Genomic DNA, 18,557 nt, shown 5'->3' on the forward strand with positions numbered 1-18,557 from the left:
CATTGGACGAACCGACTTTCCGGGACCTTGGTTCAATGAACGAACCGAAGCTGTTACGGTCATCCCTGCACGGCGAAGGTTCAATCACCGAACCCATCCGATCCCCGACCGGACCACCCCGGAAAGGCCACCCCCATGCCCCAGCTGGAACGCACCGCGGAAACCGTCGGCGCCCCCGACACCCCGAAGACCCCACGGGCGGCCCCCACCCTCGCCCTGACCAGCGCGGCCACCACCGTGGCGCTGATGACCTACACCGCATCGCTGGTCACCCTCCCCGAGACCGCCGCCGACCTGCACACCCCGGTGTCCGCACAGGCCTGGCTGCTCAACGGCACCCCGCTGGGCCTGGCCGCGCTGCTGCTGGTCGCCGGCAGCCTCGCCGACGACTACGGGCGCCGCCGGATCTTCGTGTCGGGCACCGCCGCCCTCGGCCTCACCACCGCACTCAGCGCCTTCGCCACCAGCACCTGGCTGTTCACCCTCACCCGGGTCGCCCAGGGCGCGGCGAGCGCGGCGATCCTCGCCAGCAGCCTCGGCCTGCTGGTCCACGCCTTCCCGTCCCCGAGGGAGCGCCTGCACGCGACCGGGGTGTGGGGCGCCTTCGTCAGCGGCGGCATCGCACTGGGCCCGCTGGTCGTCGGGGCCCTGCCGTCCTGGCGGGTGTCGTACGGGATCCTGGGCGCCGCCGCGCTGATCGTGGCGGTCCTGTCCCCGCGCGCCCTGACCGAGTCCCGCGCCCCTCGCGGTGGACGCCCCGATCTGGCCGGAGCCCTGGTCTTCAGCCTCGCCCTGGTCAGCCTGGTGGCCGCGCTGACCCTCGGCCGGGACGGCTGGCTGCGGACGCCGGTGGCCCTGCTGTTCGCCGCGAGCGCGCTGCTGATCGCGGCCTTCGCCCTGATCGAACGCCGGGCCCGCACCCCGATGATCGACCTCGCCCTGCTGCGCCGTCCGCGCTTCCTCGGCTCGGCCGCGGGCGGGCTCTTCACCGGCCTCTCGGTGCTCGGCCTGTTCAGCTTCCTCCCCACGCTGCTCCAGCGGACCCTCGGCCTCTCCCCGATGGACACGGCGCTGCTGACCCTGATCTGGTCCGGACTGGCCTTCGCGGTCGCGCTCCAGACCAAACGCCTGGCCGGCCGTGTCTCACCGCGCCAGCAACTGGCCCTCGGCTTCGCACTGCACGCGGCGGGCGTACTGACCATGCTGGGCGCGATCGGCGCGGGTTCCTGGACACGTCTGCTGCCGGGACTGGTGATCGGCGGGGTGGGCAGCGGCCTGCTGAACGCCGCGCTCCCCCATGTCGCCGTGGAGTCGGTGCCCGTCGAACGGGCGGCCATGGGCTCCGGCGCACAGCAGACGTTCCGCTATATCGGCTCCTGCGCCGGGGTCGCCCTGACCATCGCCCTGGTGACCAAGGGCGGCGGCTCCCTGGCCCACGGGACGAACGTCGCCCTGATCGTCTCGGCGGCCCTGGCCCTGGTCGGCGCGCTCGGCGTACTGCTGCCCCGGGAACGCGCCTGACCGTCCTACTCGCCCAGGCCATCCCTCTCTTTTGGCGGTCGTTTGTCGGCCTCTTTTGTCGGTCGGCGGCGCTAGGCCCCGTTCTCTGACCCGGCCCCGATCCGAACGGAAGACCCTAGCCGTCGAAGCCCTCCCGGACGATTCGCCGAGCCACCTTGATCCGCACCCCGGCCAGCTCAGCGGCGATCCGCTGCTCCCGGTCCCCGTCCGTCACCACGGCAGCGGGCATGGGCGGACCGGCGAGCAGACAGGTGCGCCGGAGGTGGGTCGGCGGGTGCGTCGAGTCCACGCTGTGCCCGGCCCGGGCGCCGACACGGCGTTGGCGCTCGTACTCGTACTCGGGAACCGACGCCATGTGTGCGGCGAGCCGCTTCCACAGGTCGTCCGACCCGGCATCGGCCTTGCGGGCGGCGTACGACCCGGTCAGGGCGGCACCATTGACCTCGCGTCGCAGAGCGACAGCCGCCGAATCCATGATCAAGAGCCGGTCCATGAGTCCCACGGCCGCTTCGGTGGACGCGGCGCGAGCAGCCTCCCGATCGGCCAGGTATTCAGCGCGCTGGGTGGCTCGCAGCGTGAGGTGGTCCAGCAGTGACAACAGGCCCAGCACAAGGAGACGGGGCACCACGTACACCACGTTGACCACCATTTCCACGGCGGACGGACGCGCGGTCGGTGCGAAGGAGTAGTGCCAGGTGGTCAGCGTGCGGTACGCCGTCGCCACGACCAGTCCATGACGCGTGTCCCCGTTGCTGTAGTGGCCGAGCTCATGGCCCAGCAGGGCGATCCTCTGCTGCGGTGTGAGGCTCTCCCACAAGGGCAGCCCCAGCGTCAGCAGCCGACGCCCGCGCAGGCCGTAGGACATGACGCTCGCGTTGATCCCCGCATCGACCCAGATCAGATCCACACCGCGGGTGCCGACCACCTGAGCGACCTGGTCGACCAGCGCATAGAGCTCCGGCGCGTCCGCGCGGTGCAACACCAGGGCGTCCGCCGGCAACCGCGGCGCCCTCGGCCGGAAACCCCATGCCATCACCAGGAGGATCACCCCGAACACGATGGCGCCGCCGCCCCGTCCGCTCAGAAGACACCAGATCCCTCCCATCGCCAGCGCCAGGGTGACGCCGTGCACGGCGAGCGCGATCGCGTAGGCGAGCACCGACGGGGCGTCGCGCCGCGCGTGCAGGTTCTGCCCGTCCATCACCTCGGCGAGCAGCTTCTCGCCGTGTCTTCGGGCAAGGGCCCGCCGCGCTCTTTCCAGCTGGTTGGGTTCCTCCTGCGGCGTCGCGTCGATATTCCAGTCACAGGCGGCACACCAGACGACGAACCGCGCGTCCACGCGGATCTCGGCACCGCACTCCGGGCACGGCTGGATACCCACCTTTACTTCCCCGCCTACTTCGCCTACTTCCTCGCCCGTGGACGTGCTCTCCCCCACCCCGCGCTCCTCCCCAAGATCATTTGTTGTGGACAGGCCGAAGCCGATCACGCCGGCGCGTGCGCGTAAAGGCTCTGCGTGCCCTGCGCGCCGCCCGTGATCCGAACAAGACGGTCAATGACGCCGACACCGGACAGGCCGGCGCGGTGCCTGGTGATCACGGCAGCGAACACCTCCTCCTCCGCCTCTCCCCGCTTCCCCGGTCCTCGCCTCCGGACCGCCCCGTTCCACGACAGAGCGCCCCGATCTCCGCCTGCGCCCACCCCGCTGTCGCCCCTGGCCTGGCAATCTCTCTCTTTTGTCGGTCGGCGGCAGTACCGTGTCACCCATGCGCCCCGACACGCCTGCCGAGAACGTCGACCACAACGCCGAAGCAGCACGCCTGGAGCGGACTGCGGGCCTGTATCCCGAGGACGCGGAACACCTGCTGTTGCAGGCCGCGGCCCACCGGGAGCTGGCCGGCGACCGCACCGCCGCGAGCGCGCTGTACGACCGCCTGCTGTCGTCCCCCGAGCCGCTGGAGAACCCTCATCTGGTGCGCGCCCTGAAGGCGTCCAACCTGTGGGAATACGGCCATGAGGCGGAGGCCCGGGCGATCATCGACGGCGTCCGGGCGGCCTCCCCCCGGCACCCGGCGCCCTGGATGATCGTCGCGGAGTCGCTGGAGTCGCACGACGAACTGGAGGCCGCGGAGGCGACGTTCACGGACGGACTGACGCTGCTGCTCGGCGCCGGCGCGCAGCCCCCGAAGTCCACGCTTCCCCTCCTCCAAGGCCGCCACCGGGTCCGCCGCATGCTGGGCGCCGCGCACGACGAGTGGGACACCCTGGCGGACACCCTGCACTCCTCCCCAATCTCCCTGGACGAGCTCCACGACCCGAAGCGCGTCTGGTCCCTCGGCTCGGACAACCCGGCGGAGCTCCAGGCCGAGATCGGCCGCCTGCGCGCTGAACTGGGCGCCTACCGCGAGGCCCTCTCCCGCCCCTTCCCGGTGGCCGTCCTGCACTGGCCGACGGCCGAGCTGGAGGAACTGCTCTCGGCGTACCCGGCACTCACCGCCGAGTACCCCTCCCACAAGGAGCACCTGGCCGCCCTGGAGGACGCCCTGCGGGAACTCTCCGCCTCCGGCACCCCCAACCTGGGCATCGTGACCGGCACGGTCCCGTCCTACGAAGCCTTCGCCGCCTCCGAGGGCACCTCCCCGGACGACCCGACCCTCCTCCCCCAGTACGCAACAACCCTCGCCGCCCGGGGCCGGGCTGCGGCGTGGCCGCCGGAGCGGGGGGCGGCGTGCTGGTGCGGGTCGGGGCAGGGGTATGAGGGGTGTCACGGCACGCTTGAAACCACCGAAAGCATCTAAGAAGCCGTATCTCAGCCAACGCGGCCATCGTGCGGGTAAACAAGGATCAGGCGATCACGTTCGGTTGAGAGACCGAGGACCCCAGCCTTGAGACAAGACTGGGGTCCAGCGTGCGCCTTCTTCCCCCTATGAACTACCTCTCAGGCAGGTCTACGCCTGGAGGTGATCAGGGAGACGCTGAAGGTCGAACTGGCAGATTTTGATCTCCGAGCCGTCCGGGGCAGGTTGGCTGGAGGTAGCCGTGCGAATAGCCGTGATCTCGTACAGCCCGTCATACCTATAGGAATCGCTCGGGGAGTACCGGGAGTCCCCCTTATAGCCGCGAATGACGCGGATGGGATGCTTCCTCTCATAGCTACGCTTCAGGGCGGCGTTGTCCCGGTAGGACCATGACTGGCTACGCAGAAGCCTCTTGCCGCCCTCCGCCTTATCTTTGTCCGGAGAAGCACCGGTGTACTGCACCCATTCGTCTTCATCCTGGTCATCCACATACCCCCCGTGGAGCACGATGGCGTCGCCGACCTCAGCGCCATCCTCGTCTACGAGCCAGGAGATGCCCTTCTGATTGTTTTGATGCAGCTTGGCTCGCAACACGTCCTGTCGCCTATGGAAGAGCGCCCCCACGGGGACACTCTCGATATGCCCGATGACTCGTTCGATTTCCACGAACTCATACTTGTTCGCAGTTGATCGCACTTGTCAAGTGTGTGCTCATAGCTGACTGATCGTGACAGGCAAGGCTCCAGGAATACACCTCGCAACCCTGTGCTGCATGCCCGTATGGCCGGTTTCCGTAGGTGTCCTTGAACGCACCTGGTCCAGCGCAGATGATGTCCATGGTTCCTCGCGTGTCAGCCGGTCCAGGAACGTGACGCCGCTCCGGTAAGCGACGGGACACAGAACGAGGAACCGGACGGGGGCATGGCAGTGCTGCGCGGATGTCGAGCCGGTCAACAGCGGATCGGTGCCGCATGAGGCATCGTCTGCAAGTACTACTCCAGATCCTGCTGGCTCTGGTCGCCTGTCTGCTCGGCATCGCCACCAACTACGCGACCAACACGGACCACGCGCCCTGGGCACTGGAAGTCATCCGGAGGGGGTCCGTTCCGGCGATCGGGCTGCTGATCGTCGCCATGGTGGTCGGCCAAGTCGTTGTGTACCGGCTCGAAAATCCGGTGCCCCCGCCGGCGGAGTGGCCACGTGACCGGATTCCATACCCAGGGCTGGATGCCTACAGTGAGGACGAGGCCGCCGTTTACTTCGGCAGGGAGGCGCAGGCCGCTGAACTGACTCGCAGACTGCACGCCGCGGCGCCCCGCCCCACGGGCCGGTTCTTGGTGTTGACCGGGGCGTCCGGTAGCGGCAAGTCCTCGCTCGTGAGGGCCGGAGTACTTCCCCGACTGCGTCGACGTCGATGGACGATCGTGCCGGCGTTCTCTCCGGGAGCGAACCCGCTTCTCGCCCTGGCCTCGTCCCTGGCTGTGGCGCGTGGCGGCGGGGAGTCAAGCGACGTGCTGCTGCGACGGCTGCGTCAGGGGCCGGAGAGCCTCGCGGCCGAGCTGTCACGGCTGCGTGGCGGACAATTCCGCCGGGTGCTGCTCGTCATCGATCAGTTCGAGGAGCTCGTCACCCTTGCGAGCGAACGGGAACAGGTCCAGTTCTGGGACATGCTGCACACGTGCCTTCAGCAGGAACCCTCCGTGCGCATCCTGACCACGTGCCGTGTGGATCTCCTGGGGCGGTTGCTCGGCTCCGGTCACGGGGAGTTTCTGCAACATCCTGTTGCCATCGGCACATTGAACAGGACACAGCTCGCCCAGGTGGTCGAGCGACCCGCCGCCCTGGTGGGCATCTCATACGCTCCCGGTCTCGTCGAAACCATCGTGGATGACACCGGCACGGACGACGCACTGCCCCTTCTCGCCTACCTCCTCCAGGAGTTGTATTTCCTGTGCGGACCGGGCGGCACGGTCACCGAGGAGATGTACCAGCAGCTCGGGGGCGTGGCGGGAGCGCTCGCGCGGCAGGCCGACAACACGGTTGCGGCGCTCGGCACGCCGGATGGCGTCGATTTCGCCCTACGGGTGCTGTTGAAGTTCGTCACGCTGGAGGAACGGGACCTGGCCCGCCGCCCGGTACGGCTGTCGGAACTCACCGACCGGGAGCGCTATGTGGTGGACGCCTTCATCGACGCGCGGCTGATTCGGTCCGACGCGGCGGAAGGGGCCTCAGACGGTGTGAGCGGTCGGCAGGAGGCGTACGCCAAGGTCACGCACGAGGCCCTGTTCCGCCAGTGGGCACCCCTGCGCCAGGAGGCGGAGGCACGGGCCGAACGACTTCGAGAGCGGGCCGAGTTGGAGCGGTGGGCTACTGACTGGGAGAGGTCCGGGCGCAGCGTGGACTACCTCCTCACCGGGGAACGGCTCACCGTCGCGCAAAGGTGGCTCGTGGCGTTGGAAGAGGCCGGGCAGGCATCGGCTCCCGCTCGTGCGCTCGTCGAGGCCTCACAGCGCCGGGACCTGGCCTTCCTCAGCAGTGTCTCCGATAGCATCGGCCGTCAGGTGCAGGCGATCGCGGAGACCGAACCGGAGCTGGCGCTGCTCCTCTCCCTGGCCGCGCTCGGAGAGTGTGCCCCGACTCCGGCCGCACGACGCGGGCTGATGACAGCACTGGCCGCCAGCCATATCCGTATCCGACTGGACGGGCACTCGGATACCGTCCGAGACATCGCCTGGTCGGACGACGGGCAGTTGCTGGCCACCGCCTCCAGGGACGGGACGGCCCGCGTGTACGAGGCACGGTCAGGGCGTCAGCTGTATGTGCTGCCGTGCGAGGGAGCCATGGTCGAGTCGGTGTCCTTCTCACCCGATGCGACGCGGCTGGCGACCGCCGGCCGCGACCAGGTCGTACGCATCTGGGATGTCACGTCCGGTGAACCGGTCCGACATCTCGTGGGTGCCGGTGACATCGGACGGCAGGTGGCTTGGTCGCCGGACGGGGTCCAGGTGGCCGCCACGTTCAAGGACCAGGTCGTACGGGTGTGGGAGGCCGGAACCGGTCGGCTCGTGCGCGAACTGACCGGCCACACGGGTGACGTCTGGGGCATCACTTGGTCACCGGACGGCTCCCGGTTGGCCACCGCCTCGCACGACCGGACGGTGATCGTCTGGGACGCGGTGACCGGATCGCCCACGATGACCTTGACCGGCCACAGCGAGTTCGTCGAGGGCATCACGTGGTCCCCGGACGGGGAATCGCTGGCCACCGGGTCCGGTGACCACACCGCGCGTATCTGGGACGCCCGGACGGGCGCGCAGCGGCTCCTGCTGCGCGGCCACACCGACTACGTGTGGAACCCGGCCTTCTCACCCGACGGACGATTCCTCGCAACGCCTTCGTCCGACCGGACGGTGCGCGTCGTGCGTACCGAGGACGCCAAGGTGGTGGCTGTGCTGCGCGGGCATACCGACACGGTGTGGACCGTTGTGTGGTCACCGTTGGGCACCCGGCTGGCCACCGCGTCAACGGACGGCACCGGCCGGGTGTGGGACCTTCAACCGCAGGGCGCCGAGTCCGTCCTGGTCCAGGGACACGACGGGCCGGTGAACCAGGCCGTGTGGTCCAGTGACGGTACCCGTCTCGCCACCGCCTGCGACGACGGGACCGCACGGGTCTGGAATGCGGAATCCGGACGGCCAGTCGGGCCGATAACGACGCTCGACGAACGAGTGTGGAGCCTGGCCTGGGCTCCACACGGCGACCGTCTGGCTCTCAGCACGGCCGATGGCCTGTTCCGTGTCGTAGACGGCACAGGCTGCACAGTCTTCGACCTGCAAGGCGAGCCCATCGAAGGATGCTCGTGGTCCCCGGACGCTCGACGCATCGCGGTCGGCAGTCATAACGGCGCCGTAGGCATCCTGTCAGCCGTCGACGGCGCGGAACTGAGAAAACTGACCGGACACCAAGACTGGGTGGGGCGCGTTGCCTGGTCACCGAGTGGCCGGAAGCTAGCCAGTTGCTCCGACGACCGCACGTGCCGCTTGTGGGACACCGCCGACGGCACCCAGTTGACCGTGCTTCGCGGCCACGCCAACTATGTCGAGGATGCGTCTTGGTCTCCTGACGAAGCCCGCGTGGCCACAGCATCCGGGGACTGGACGGCGGCCGTATGGGATACGGCTACAGGCCGCCGCATCGAGGTTCTGAAAGGCCACGAGGGACGCGTACGCGCCATCGCCTGGTCGCCGGATGGTCGTCGTATCGCGACCGGGTCGGACGACCGCACCGTACGACTCTGGTCGTCCACGACCTTCGAGGAACTGGCCGTCATCGGCGTGCACCGGGACAAGGTGACTTCCGTGGCCTGGTCGCCGGACGGCACACGTCTGCTCACCGCGTCCACCGACGGAACCGTGCGTGTATGGCGAGCCGACCCCGACTACGACAGGCTGGAGGCGCGGGCGCGCGGACGAGTCTTCCGCACCTTGGTCGCGGAGGAGCGTCGGCAGCATCTGCTGCCGCCGGACGGCGCATGAGTCACAGCTGAGTCAGTAACGCTGCTCGACCGTACGGTCATCGGTGTGCACCAGATAGTCGTCCGGGTCGAGGCCCATGGCCTTGCGCTCGGGCGACACCCAGTACATCGCGTTCCGCTCCGCGAAGCTCTCAGGCCCCTCGTAGGAGATCAGCCAGACGAACTGGTTGCGTTCCCGATCCACCCAGGCACCGCCGATCTCGAAGCCCAACTCCAGCCGGAGCGGCACAATGTCGTCGCGCCACCGCTGAACCCACTCGTCGAGCAGCCCCTCCCGCACGGTGTACGTACGCAACTGCGTGGTCCTGGTCACGAGCGCACTCTCCTGTCGGATCGAGGCAACCGGCAGATCACCCACGGCCACTGCCCGAGGGTGCCGGACGACCGGCCCGAGCGGCCGGTCCCACCGTACGCCTTCGCCTCCCCCATCAACATCCGCTCTACTCCCCCGACTCCTCACGACGGCGCAGTCGCAGATCCGCGCGTCGACACCGTCCGTGGCTGAACGTGCAGAGCCGCACCGGTTACACGGCGGCACCAGCCTCCGTCTCAAAGTGCACCTGGGCTCGTTCCAGCACTTCATCCGCGTCACGGCCATGAGCGTGAAACCAGTGGAGGAGATCGCTGATGATCTCGATGGCCGTCTCCTCCGCGCATGCCACGCTCAGACGGTGCGCACCGACGGCCGTCACGCGTGCGGTTCGCTCGGTCGTGTAGAGGTCCAACAGTCCCTCTGCTCCCCTCAAGCGCGGACCCTCGTCTACTGACCAAGGCAAAGCCGATTCCGTCGCCAACTCGCACCACGTCACCTTGCGATCGGCATGGAGCTCTACGCCCCAGCGCACGGCGGTGGCCTCCACAAGAGCCATGCCACGGCCGCCTTCGGAGTCACATGCGACTTCCATCAAGGTGGGCAGGGCACGGGTGTCTGAGTCATGGACCTCGATCCGCAAGTGGGGGCCGCTCATAGAGACGGCGAGTGTGGCCGGTGTCCCGGGTCCCACATGCGTGACGACATTGGAGACGAGCTCGGTCACGCAGAGTTGAGCCGCTTCGATGACGTCCTGCAAGCCCCACAGCCCCAGGTGGAGACGCATCAGCCTGCGGAGGGCCGACACCTCCTCGGGCTCGGCCTGGAAGGGAAGGCTCCATGGCTTCCTCTGCGGAGGGTTGTCGTTGTACATCAAGCCAGTTCCTTCCTGTGAGACCGTCTTTTTGCGCTGCGCAACCGGCGCCACACAGAGAGTTGCATTGAAACTCTCAAAATGGAACTCTCACATTGGGGCGAAGTGGAGCGCGGAGCCGGTCTACGCGCCCCGGCGTACGCCACCACCTTGCCGCTAGGCACGACGTCCGCACGATCTAAACGATCAATAACGAAAGGCCCACAACATGCCAGTTGGACCCACCACCCGCAGGCGCCAACTCGGCGCTGACCTGCGACGCCTCCGCGAGACGAAAGGGCTGACCTTGGAAGAGGCAGGTGCGCGTGTAGGCATCTCCAAGGCGACGCTGAGCCGATACGAAACGAAGGAAGGCACAGTCAAGTGGCCCGCTGTCGACGCCCTTTGCCGCGAGTACGGGGCCTCCGACGAAGAACGCCTCGCACTCGTCGAGTTGGCGAAGGGAGCAAAGATCCAAGGCTGGTGGCGATCACTTGCCGACCCCATCCCCGAGTCCATGAACCTCATGCTCACACTTGAGGACGAGGTCGTACGCGAAGACCACTACGCCTGCATGTACGTGCCCGGTCTCCTGCAAACTCGCGCCTACGCGGAAGCGGTCCACCGCGCTTCCGAAGTGCAGTGCCCTGAACGGGAGGTGCAGCACATGGTTGACATTCGCATGAAGAGGCAAGACCTCCTTGAGCGCGACGAGCCGCCACACATCTGGTGCGTGATCGACGAGGCGGCCGTGCGACGCACCGTTGGCGGTCGCAAGGTCATGCAGGAACAACTACGGCACCTGCGCGCCATGTGCGAGCGCCCCGGCATCACCGTCCAGGTGCTTCCCTTCTCAACAGGCGCCCACGCAGCGTCTGTCGGCAGCTTCGCCATCCTGCGCGGCCCGAAGCCCGAACTTGATGTGGTGTACGTAGATCTCCTCGGCGGTGGACTCTTCATGGAGAAGCCTCAGGAACTGGATCGCTATAGACTGGCGTTCGAATACCTGAGCGCACAGGCACTCGACCTGGAATCCTCGGCAGAGCTCATCACCCGCATAAGCAAGGAGTCCTGATGACCGCATCGCCTGCGCCATTCTGGTTCACGTCGACCTACAGCGGAGGAAGCGGGACGGAATGCGTCGAATGCATGCAAGCCGGAGACGGCATCCTCGTGCGTGACTCAAAGAACAACAGTGGGCCTGTGATCGCCGTTCGGGGTCCGGCTTGGTGCGCATTCACCCGGGCCCTGCGAAGCGGGGAAATGGAAAACTAAAACCGCAAGGGCGCGCACCCGGCGCCCCATCCGGCACCACGGCCCTGAGCCGATGCAGGGGGAGTTGGACCTCGGGCGAGAGGAGTTGCACGAGCAGGAATCCACCAGGACCTGGCGCAGCTTGACCCAGACTTCCTCCTGGTTCTCTTGGCTTACGCGTGCGCGATGGGTCTGACCTTGCTCTTCCCTCCTCCGCATGGTGGCATCGACACGCATTCGACAGGCGGTTGAGGTACGTGACCTTCGGGCCTGCTCACGCCTACGTCGCTGAGCAGGCACTCGTGGCAAATCTCGGTTCGCTGCCGATGCTGCCAACTACCCTTGATCCATGGCCGAATCGCACATACAGCCCGGCATGGCTGCCACCCGCGCTGAGATCAAGAACCTCTACGGTGGCGGGACTCAGGGGGGCATCGTGCCCTCAGCCACGACGAACAATGTGCTCCTCTTCTCCGACCCTGCCGCCGGTCACCGCTTCGGTTACTTCGATGGTTGGCTTGCTGAGGACGATGCACGCGGACCCATCTTCGAGTACACCGGTGCCGGCACCATTGGGGACCAGACTTTTGAGCGCGGCAACAAGGCCATCCTTAATCACGTTGAGGACGGTCGATCGCTTCGGGTGTTCACAGCTGCTGGGAGAGTCGAAGGTTCCCAGACCATACTTCATCGCTACGTGGGCGAGTTTAAGGTCGACGCGGAGCAGCCATACATTCAACGGCAAGCCCCTGACGCCAATGGCAACTCGCGCAATGTCATTGTCTTCAGGCTTCGTCCTGCTGGCCCAGTTGACCGCGATTCACTGGACACTATCTCGCCGCCACCGTCTTTGGCCACCTTGCATAGCGACAGTTCCACAGTTGATGATCTCCTCAATAACAGAGCAGAGGTTGATAAACTAGCGAAGCTCGTCTTGGCAACGACAACAATGCCGCCGTTGGCTATTGCTTTGCTCGGGGAGTGGGGTGCCGGAAAGTCGAGTTTCATGGCTCAGATGGATCAGCGAATTCGACAGCTAACGCTCTTGTCAGCCGAAGTGAAGTCCGGCGAAAGTGCCTTCATGGAGCACGTTCATCAGATCCATTTCAACGCTTGGCATTACAGTGACGAGCATGTTTGGTCGGGCCTTGTTGACGAATTGTTTAGCGCCCTTGCGTCGACACCTCGAGAGCAGTCAGACTCTTCAGAAAGTGCCGGCGCCAAGCGCCACCAACGGGCTGCAAAACTCGCTGACCTGGAGAGCAGATCCCAGCAGCTGGATGCGGATTTGCAGCGAGCTGCGGGTCTACGCCCGCAAGGGTTTCTAGCTTCGCTGATCTCACCTCGGGAAGGCTGGCCCCTCCTGCGTGCCGCGACCCGTGAGATGCGTGCTCAGATAGTCGCCTACGGCCTAATATCCATCACTATGCTGGTTGCCGCACTAGCGATAGCCGTCTGGGGCGAGCCTGTGATCCAGCCATGGATCACAGGCAGCATTACAATAATACTCGCTGGTCTACCCCTAGCCAAGATTTGGGCAAATGTGCGGGCATGGCTTCCGGACCAGAGGAGAAACCTTGATAAAGTCCATGACCGCTTGAAGGAGATACAAAAGGAATTGCACTCCCAAGTCGCCGTTGCGCGGGCTAGCTTGGCCGAGGTCGATGCGGCAGTCCGGCTCGCCGACTTCCTGTCTGAGCGTGGTTCATTGAACTCCTATCGAGAGTACCAGGGGCTGCTCACCAAGGTGCATAAGGACCTCACGCGCCTCGACGAAGCACTACGTGCAGCGCAGGATGAGTGGGCACAGTCAGAGTCTGATCAGCGTCCACCTTTGCAACGAATAATTCTGTATATCGACGACTTGGACCGCTGTCCTCCTGATCGCGTAGTCGAGGTACTGGCTGCCATCCACCTCATGCTTGCGCTACCCCTATTCGTCGTTGTTGTGGCTGTCGATCCGCGCTGGCTAGTCAGATGCTTGAAGCATCACCACAAGGAGCTCTTCGCGGCAGGGGGCGAGATAGGAGAGGGTGCGATCGATGATATTGCGACACCCGTTGACTACCTGGACAAGATTTTTCAAATTCCACTCACGGTGCCGCCCACTACGCCAAGGAAGACGGGACTCCTCCTTGAATCCCTCCTCGGCTCCCCCGGCGTGAACAACGACCAATCGGAAGAATCGGAGCAGACACCTCCAGAGGGCGAGGTGCACATCGAAGGTAACACCTCTGAGGATTCAGGCAGCGAAGGAGAAGCAGCCGCACCTGAAACGAACGCCGATGAACTGAATCCAAGCCAAATGTCATTGACTGCAGCAGAGATCTCCTTCATGGCCCAGTTGGGGGCCCTGCTACCAACTCCGCGAGCAGCGAAGAAACTCGTAAATCTCTATCGACTTGTCCGCATGGGGGTCGAGGCTGAAGGGCTATCCGGTTTCGTCGACACCTCGTCTGGCGAGCCGGGTGAACATCAGGTAGTGCAGATTCTCCTCGCCTTGCTTGTCGGGCGCCCTGAGCAAGCTAGTGCTCTCTTCAAATACATCCTCGCTGCTGCACCGACTGAGAAGATAACGGACGTGCTTCGGAACAGCCCGCCGCAGGCTACAATCGGCCATAAAGCGGCCGAAGTTCTCGATTCGATCACTGGAAACACAGAGGTTTGGCTGGATGTTGCCGCCTATCAACGATGGTGTCCTGTGTTGGCCAGGTACTCCTTTTATACGCGGCGCCTAAGTGGCTGAGGTGGTGTGGCGCACGAGGTGGGAATAGCGGTGCTCGATCCAGCAACACGCCCCGGACACGGTCACGACGAGGCACGCCGCTTGGTTGCGGAACTGCTGGAGAAGACCGCCGAGTTCAGCGTTGGCGGGGACCAGCGAAGGCCTCCTGCACATCAAAGCGCTCGTCACTGCTGCGCTGAAGTGGAGGGACGGGCCTTGCTGTCCGTCGGCGGCGCTGTTTCAGGAGGTCACTGGGACGGTGGCGATTGCGCGGCCGCCCGGAGGATCAGGTCGGTGACCGCTTCGGGGTGGGCCAGCATGGCCACATGGGAGGAGTCGATCTCCACCGTGTGCGATCCCGCGCGCTTGGCCTCGTAGCGTTCCTGGTCGGGGTTGATGGTCCGGTCGTGTTTCGCGACGAGGAACCATGACGGGAGGGAGCCACGGGATTGACGTCCTCCCCTCCCTGAAGGGCGGGGATTCCTGGCTCAGGCTGCCTCCGGGAGCAGCGCTCCCGGAGGTCTTACGCCCTCGGCGCCAGCCGGGTTGAGACCAGCCCGGACGAGCATCACGTGTGCGGAGTTCTTGTCCCTGGGGGACACAAGCCCGCACGCGGTGCAGGTGTAGGTACGTTCCGAAAGTGGAAGTGCGTGCTTGGTTCTCGCTCCGCACGACGCGCAGTCCATGGTGGTGTGCGCGGGGTGCACGAGTCGGATGTCCCGCCCGTGCTTGCGGCCCATCTCGATCAAGGCTGTCTTGGTGGCGCCGATCGCGGCGTCCGCCGCCTTGCGGGCCATCGACGTCCGGGCGAGGAACTTCGGCCGGAAGTCCTCGACGGCGACGGTGTCGTGGTCGCGGACGACACGCTTGGCCCACTTGCGGCCGGTGTCCTGCCGCTGCCGCGCGACCTTCTTGTGCACCTTCGCGGCCTGCCGTTGCGCTTCGCGGTAGCCCCTGGACGCAGGCTGCCCCTTGGCGGGGCGGCGGCGGGCCATCATCCGCTGATAGCGGGCGAGACGCCGCGCGGCGTTCATCCCGTGCTGCGGGTGGGGCAGGTCGTGGGCGTCGGATGTGGTGGTGGCGGTCTCCTTGACGCCCCAGTCGACACCGAGCACGGCGCCCGTGGCGGGGAGCGGCTGCGCCTCGGCGGCGACGACGAAGGACGCGTACCAGTGGCCGAGACTGTCTCGGTACACCCGTACCGACGACGGGACCGACGGCAGGTCGCGGGACCACACCACGGTCAGGACGATGCCGCCCGCCAGGTGCAGGCGCCTGTCCTTCAGGCGGAAGCCACGCCTGGTGTAGTTCAGCGTGGGCAGCGCGTCGCGCTTCCGCTTGATCCTCGGCATTCCGGCACGCCGCCGCATGGGCAGCCGGTCCTTGATGTCCTTCAGAGCCCTGGCCCGGGACTTGCCGAAGTCCCGGACGATCTGCTGCTGCGGCACCGACGATCCCTCACGCAGCCACGCCATGGCGGCGCGGGCCTCGGTCAGCATCTTGTCGAGCCGGGCCGGGCCACACGTCAGTCCGTTGTCGGGATGCGCCCGGTTGTGGGCGTGCACCTGGCGGGACTTGGCGACGCACTCGTTCCAGACCCACCGGCAGCGGTCCCATTCGGCGAGCAGCGCCGTACGGGCGGTCGACGACACGCGCAGCCGGTAGGTGTACCGGGCGTTCCCGGCATCCCCGCCCACAGCCCGCTGCGTCGACATGACGCCATTTTACCACCATTGTCAGGTCAGAGAATCACTATTCTGGGGTCATGGATGAAGAGAAGCGCATCACTCTCCGCCTGCCCGCCGACCTCCATGCATGGCTGGCCGCTCAGGCCAAGTCCGCCCGCAGGTCCCTCAACTCCGAGATCGTCTACCGCCTGGAGAGCGATCGCGACGCCGCCGCAGCAGGCGCCGAATCACCCTGACGGCGATTCGACTTTCCCTGCCCTGCTCCGCAGGAGTCCGATTCCTCCCCGACCTGAAGGCCGGGGCATCCTCAGAGGCATCAGGTGAATGCCTCAGTCAACGGCGTACGGGAACCAAACCGGCCGGATTCACTCCTCGCCCCACCTCAGCGAGCCCCTCTCCACCCGCGCGGGCCACCCGTCCCACCTGCCGCGTTGCAGGGCATCGGCGAACGTGTCCAGCAGCGTGCCCAGTGACGGGGAGGCCTCACCCGGAAGGGAGCCCTCGCCGTACTCCAGGACTGGAAAGCCGGACGACGCCCCAGAAGCGTCAACAGCGAATCCGTAGTACTGCCCCTCGAAGTCCTGGACAACAGGAACCCAGGAGGCTCCCCAGTAACCCTCGATTCCGTGCTCTTCTTCGGACCGTCGCCACTTGGCGTACTGCTCGGCGATCTCCGCGCATCCCAGAAGGACCATCCCGGCGGGGAAGAGTGCCGCATCCGGGTGGCGGACGGGCAGCACCCGCCCGCTGGACAGGACCTGCTTGGTGTCCTTCGCGGTGCTGCCGTTGTTCATCCGCAGCAATGCCTCGAGCGCATCGGGTACGTCGAGTCCCAACGCCTCGTGCAGTGACGCGATGTCCCCGTCCGTCGCCGGCCCGCACAGCGCCTGAGCGCTGGCCGGCGCGTTCGCCTCGAGCCAATGGACGATCCGCCCCCACGCCGACCGCACTTCTTCCACTTCCGACACTCCGGCTGTCCCCCTCGACATCACTATGAGTCAGAGCTACACACCAGAACCGCACGCCGCGGTCGCGCCGGGCGGCGAGGGTGCCGATGCGGTGTGCATCACGTCGTGGTGGTGAGTTCCAGCAGATGCCGGGCGGTGCCGGCCGGGTCGACGGTCTGATGGAGGTGTGCGCCCGGCAGATGTGCCACGGGCCAGCCGCGGGTGCGCGCCTCGGCGGCGAGGTCGTCGTACGGAGGGCCGAACAGCAGGTAGGAACAGGGGTGGTCGTCCCAGCCGTCGGGAACCGGGATGTGCTGCTCGTAGTAGGACAGCGGCAGGGTGGGCTGCTCCTCGACCACGGTCCGCCGCACCGCCGGATCGGGGAACATCGGGGCGACATCCGCCTCGTCCCACCAGTCGGTCCAGCGCGGAAGCCTGCCGTCCACCGCCATCGGGCGGAGGAACTCCAGCAGTTCGGGTGGGGCGACCGGGGTCGATCCGGTCCGGGCCGGCAGCGCGGCGTCGACGAAGACCGAGCCGGCCACCGGGTGCTCCAGGCCCGAGCGGATCACGGGGAGGAACAGCCCCGCGTTGCTGTGGGCCACCAAGGTGACGGGGGTATCGGTGGGCACCTGCCGGAGGTCGTCGCGTACGGCATCAGCGATACGGGGCCAGAAGGGCGGGGCACCGGTGTCGAGGCGCGGAAGCGACGGCACCCGTACCCGGTGTCCCGCCGCCGTCAGGTGTTCGGCCACCGGGTGCCAGGTCGAGGGACCCACGGACGGACTGTGCACAAGGACGAAGACCGACTGCATCGGCCGCGCGGGCCGGTTCGGCTGGATCGGCTGGATCGGCTGCATAGAGCGATCCTGTCGTCCGCCTCGGTGCGGGCGCCACGGTCTTGGCCCACAGCAGAACGCCCACGGTGACGCGACGGGGCCCGAAGAGCCGAGGCCGGTGGTGCCCAGGTCGGCGGCGGTTCTCCGGGCCCGCGTCGCGTCCCGGGTCAGCCGAACATGCCCGGCTGGTAGTCGCCGGCCGGCTGCTGGGTGATCACGTTCAGCCGGTTGTAGGTGTTGATCAGGGCGATCAGCGTGACCAGTGCGGCGAGCTGCTCCTCGTCGTAGTGCTTGGCGGCGTTCGCCCAGGCCGCATCCGTGACGCCGCCGGAGGCGTCGGCGATGCGGGTGCCCTGTTCGGCCAGCTCCAGGGCGGCCCGCTCGGCCTCGGTGAAGACCTTGGCCTCCCGCCAGGCCGCGACCAGGTTCAGGCGCAGCGAGGTCTCCCCGGCGTGCGCGGCGTCCTTGGTGTGCATGTCGAGGCAGAAGGCGCAGCCGTTGATCTGGCTGGCCCTGATCTTCACCAGTTCCTGGATCGCGGCCGGCAGCGTCGAGTCCGTGACCGCCTTGCCCGCCGAGTTGAGGTACTTCAGGAACTTCCCCGCGACGGGGTTGGCGAAGATGTCGAGTCGGGCTTCCATGATGATCTCCTTGCCGTGTGGACGGTTACACAGCACTGACGGAACGGAGCGGAGGAATGTGACGGGCCCGATGGAGACAACGCGTGTGACCTAGGTCTCATTCTCTTCGGAGCGCCCGGCAGGTGGTCAGTGTTCACGGGGGGGGTGCGGTGCGCCGGAGCCAACGCCCGCTACCGGCGCCGGCGCGGCACGGCGACTGGCACAACACCGCCCAGCGTCACCTGCTCAACCGCTTCCTCGGCCAACCGCATCACTGCCTCCAGACATGGCAGCCGTTCGACGAACAGCGCGCTTTCGCACCGCTCCGCCAAGCGCCAAGCGCCAACGGTGACCGTAGTCCGGGCCACCCACATTGCCGGATGCCGGAAGGCAGCGCTCCAGCCATCTGCCGTGCCCTGCAAGTGAGATGTCGCACCCGGACTGCCATCATGCTGCCCCGGGGCGGCC

General features: G+C 66.7%; 15 protein-coding genes and 1 pseudogene. 8 read left to right on the forward strand and 8 right to left on the reverse strand.

Annotated elements, in window-relative coordinates; genetic code table 11:
- The first annotated feature begins 135 nt into the window (after positions 1-135).
- Positions 136-1,521: an MFS transporter gene (locus CP978_RS13245; RefSeq protein ID WP_052454101.1), complete on the forward strand. Its 1,386-nt coding sequence runs from the start codon at positions 136-138 to the stop codon at positions 1,519-1,521.
- A 115-nt stretch (positions 1,522-1,636) separates the two neighbouring features.
- On the opposite strand, the gene CP978_RS13250 is transcribed toward CP978_RS13245, so the two are convergent.
- Complete coding sequence (locus tag CP978_RS13250) at positions 1,637-2,902, reverse strand: M48 family metallopeptidase (RefSeq protein ID WP_043440512.1); 1,266 nt, start codon at positions 2,900-2,902, stop codon at positions 1,637-1,639.
- Between the two features lie 385 nt (positions 2,903-3,287).
- On the opposite strand from CP978_RS13250, the gene CP978_RS13260 reads away from it, so the two are divergent.
- A complete protein-coding gene (locus CP978_RS13260; RefSeq protein ID WP_150478213.1) occupies positions 3,288-4,319 on the forward strand; it encodes an SEC-C domain-containing protein in 1,032 nt (343 codons plus the stop codon).
- 150 nt (positions 4,320-4,469) lie between these two features.
- On the opposite strand, the gene CP978_RS13265 is transcribed toward CP978_RS13260, so the two are convergent.
- Entirely contained in the window at positions 4,470-5,015 is a 546-nt protein-coding gene (locus tag CP978_RS13265; protein ID WP_150478214.1) for a YDG/SRA domain-containing protein, read from the reverse strand.
- Positions 5,016-5,290: 275 nt separating this feature from the next.
- On the opposite strand from CP978_RS13265, the gene CP978_RS13270 reads away from it, so the two are divergent.
- Positions 5,291-8,854 (forward strand): nSTAND1 domain-containing NTPase, encoded by a 3,564-nt coding sequence (locus CP978_RS13270; protein ID WP_043440515.1) that lies wholly within the window; start codon positions 5,291-5,293, stop codon positions 8,852-8,854.
- Between the two features lie 12 nt (positions 8,855-8,866).
- On the opposite strand, the gene CP978_RS13275 is transcribed toward CP978_RS13270, so the two are convergent.
- Entirely contained in the window at positions 8,867-9,166 is a 300-nt protein-coding gene (locus CP978_RS13275) for an NIPSNAP family protein (protein WP_043440518.1), read from the reverse strand.
- A 211-nt stretch (positions 9,167-9,377) separates the two neighbouring features.
- Complete coding sequence (locus tag CP978_RS13280) at positions 9,378-10,037, reverse strand: ATP-binding protein (protein WP_043440521.1); 660 nt, start codon at positions 10,035-10,037, stop codon at positions 9,378-9,380.
- A 208-nt stretch (positions 10,038-10,245) separates the two neighbouring features.
- Between CP978_RS13280 and CP978_RS13285 the strand changes: the two genes are divergently transcribed.
- The 3 genes from CP978_RS13285 (at position 10,246) to CP978_RS13295 (ending at position 14,016) form a co-directional block, all read left to right on the forward strand.
- Entirely contained in the window at positions 10,246-11,091 is an 846-nt protein-coding gene (locus CP978_RS13285; protein WP_150478215.1) for a helix-turn-helix domain-containing protein, read from the forward strand.
- Positions 11,091-11,291, forward strand: coding sequence for a DUF397 domain-containing protein (locus CP978_RS13290; protein WP_079162119.1), 201 nt, complete (start codon positions 11,091-11,093; stop codon positions 11,289-11,291). The genes CP978_RS13285 and CP978_RS13290 overlap by 1 nt, the downstream gene beginning before the upstream one ends.
- Before the next feature lie 328 nt (positions 11,292-11,619).
- On the forward strand, positions 11,620-14,016 hold the full coding sequence (locus CP978_RS13295; protein ID WP_079162120.1) for a KAP family P-loop NTPase fold protein: 2,397 nt from the start codon (positions 11,620-11,622) through the stop codon (positions 14,014-14,016).
- 467 nt (positions 14,017-14,483) lie between these two features.
- Here the strand turns inward: CP978_RS13295 and CP978_RS13300 are convergent, their stop codons facing one another.
- Entirely contained in the window at positions 14,484-15,710 is a 1,227-nt protein-coding gene (locus CP978_RS13300) for an RNA-guided endonuclease InsQ/TnpB family protein (RefSeq protein WP_043440523.1), read from the reverse strand.
- 50 nt (positions 15,711-15,760) lie between these two features.
- Between CP978_RS13300 and CP978_RS13305 the strand changes: the two genes are divergently transcribed.
- Positions 15,761-15,919 (forward strand): toxin-antitoxin system HicB family antitoxin, encoded by a 159-nt coding sequence (locus tag CP978_RS13305; RefSeq protein ID WP_043440526.1) that lies wholly within the window; start codon positions 15,761-15,763, stop codon positions 15,917-15,919.
- Between the two features lie 129 nt (positions 15,920-16,048).
- Here the strand turns inward: CP978_RS13305 and CP978_RS13310 are convergent, their stop codons facing one another.
- From CP978_RS13310 to CP978_RS13320, 3 genes are all read right to left on the reverse strand, one after another.
- Positions 16,049-16,651, reverse strand: coding sequence for an SMI1/KNR4 family protein (locus CP978_RS13310; RefSeq protein ID WP_227745364.1), 603 nt, complete (start codon positions 16,649-16,651; stop codon positions 16,049-16,051).
- A 98-nt stretch (positions 16,652-16,749) separates the two neighbouring features.
- Positions 16,750-17,490, reverse strand: coding sequence for an alpha/beta fold hydrolase (locus tag CP978_RS13315; RefSeq protein ID WP_227745365.1), 741 nt, complete (start codon positions 17,488-17,490; stop codon positions 16,750-16,752).
- Between the two features lie 146 nt (positions 17,491-17,636).
- The gene (locus tag CP978_RS13320) at positions 17,637-18,110 is read right to left on the reverse strand and encodes a carboxymuconolactone decarboxylase family protein (RefSeq protein WP_043440529.1); all 474 of its coding nucleotides are present in this window, start codon (positions 18,108-18,110) and stop codon (positions 17,637-17,639) included.
- Positions 18,111-18,266: 156 nt separating this feature from the next.
- Here CP978_RS13320 and CP978_RS13325 point away from each other — a divergent pair.
- Positions 18,267-18,424 (forward strand): annotated as a pseudogene (locus tag CP978_RS13325) (IS110 family transposase); the annotation flags it as partial.
- Between the last annotated feature and the right edge of the window lie 133 nt (positions 18,425-18,557).

Origin of the sequence: Streptomyces nodosus (assembly GCF_008704995.1) — a bacterium.
Taxonomy (GTDB): domain Bacteria; phylum Actinomycetota; class Actinomycetes; order Streptomycetales; family Streptomycetaceae; genus Streptomyces; species Streptomyces nodosus.

What these genes read in the sequence shown, in the direction of transcription:
- CP978_RS13285 (WP_150478215.1), top strand. Translation starts at nt 10,246, where the DNA reads ATGCCAGTTGGACCCACCACCCGCAGGCGCCAACTCGGCGCTGACCTG.
- CP978_RS13280 (WP_043440521.1), bottom strand. Translation starts at nt 10,037, where the DNA reads ATGTACAACGACAACCCTCCGCAGAGGAAGCCATGGAGCCTTCCCTTC.
- CP978_RS13300 (WP_043440523.1), bottom strand. Translation starts at nt 15,710, where the DNA reads ATGTCGACGCAGCGGGCTGTGGGCGGGGATGCCGGGAACGCCCGGTAC.
- CP978_RS13260 (WP_150478213.1), top strand. Translation starts at nt 3,288, where the DNA reads ATGCGCCCCGACACGCCTGCCGAGAACGTCGACCACAACGCCGAAGCA.
- CP978_RS13270 (WP_043440515.1), top strand. Translation starts at nt 5,291, where the DNA reads ATGAGGCATCGTCTGCAAGTACTACTCCAGATCCTGCTGGCTCTGGTC.
- CP978_RS13290 (WP_079162119.1), top strand. Translation starts at nt 11,091, where the DNA reads ATGACCGCATCGCCTGCGCCATTCTGGTTCACGTCGACCTACAGCGGA.
- CP978_RS13305 (WP_043440526.1), top strand. Translation starts at nt 15,761, where the DNA reads ATGGATGAAGAGAAGCGCATCACTCTCCGCCTGCCCGCCGACCTCCAT.
- CP978_RS13245 (WP_052454101.1), top strand. Translation starts at nt 136, where the DNA reads ATGCCCCAGCTGGAACGCACCGCGGAAACCGTCGGCGCCCCCGACACC.
- CP978_RS13315 (WP_227745365.1), bottom strand. Translation starts at nt 17,490, where the DNA reads ATGCAGCCGATCCAGCCGATCCAGCCGAACCGGCCCGCGCGGCCGATG.
- CP978_RS13295 (WP_079162120.1), top strand. Translation starts at nt 11,620, where the DNA reads ATGGCCGAATCGCACATACAGCCCGGCATGGCTGCCACCCGCGCTGAG.
- CP978_RS13320 (WP_043440529.1), bottom strand. Translation starts at nt 18,110, where the DNA reads ATGGAAGCCCGACTCGACATCTTCGCCAACCCCGTCGCGGGGAAGTTC.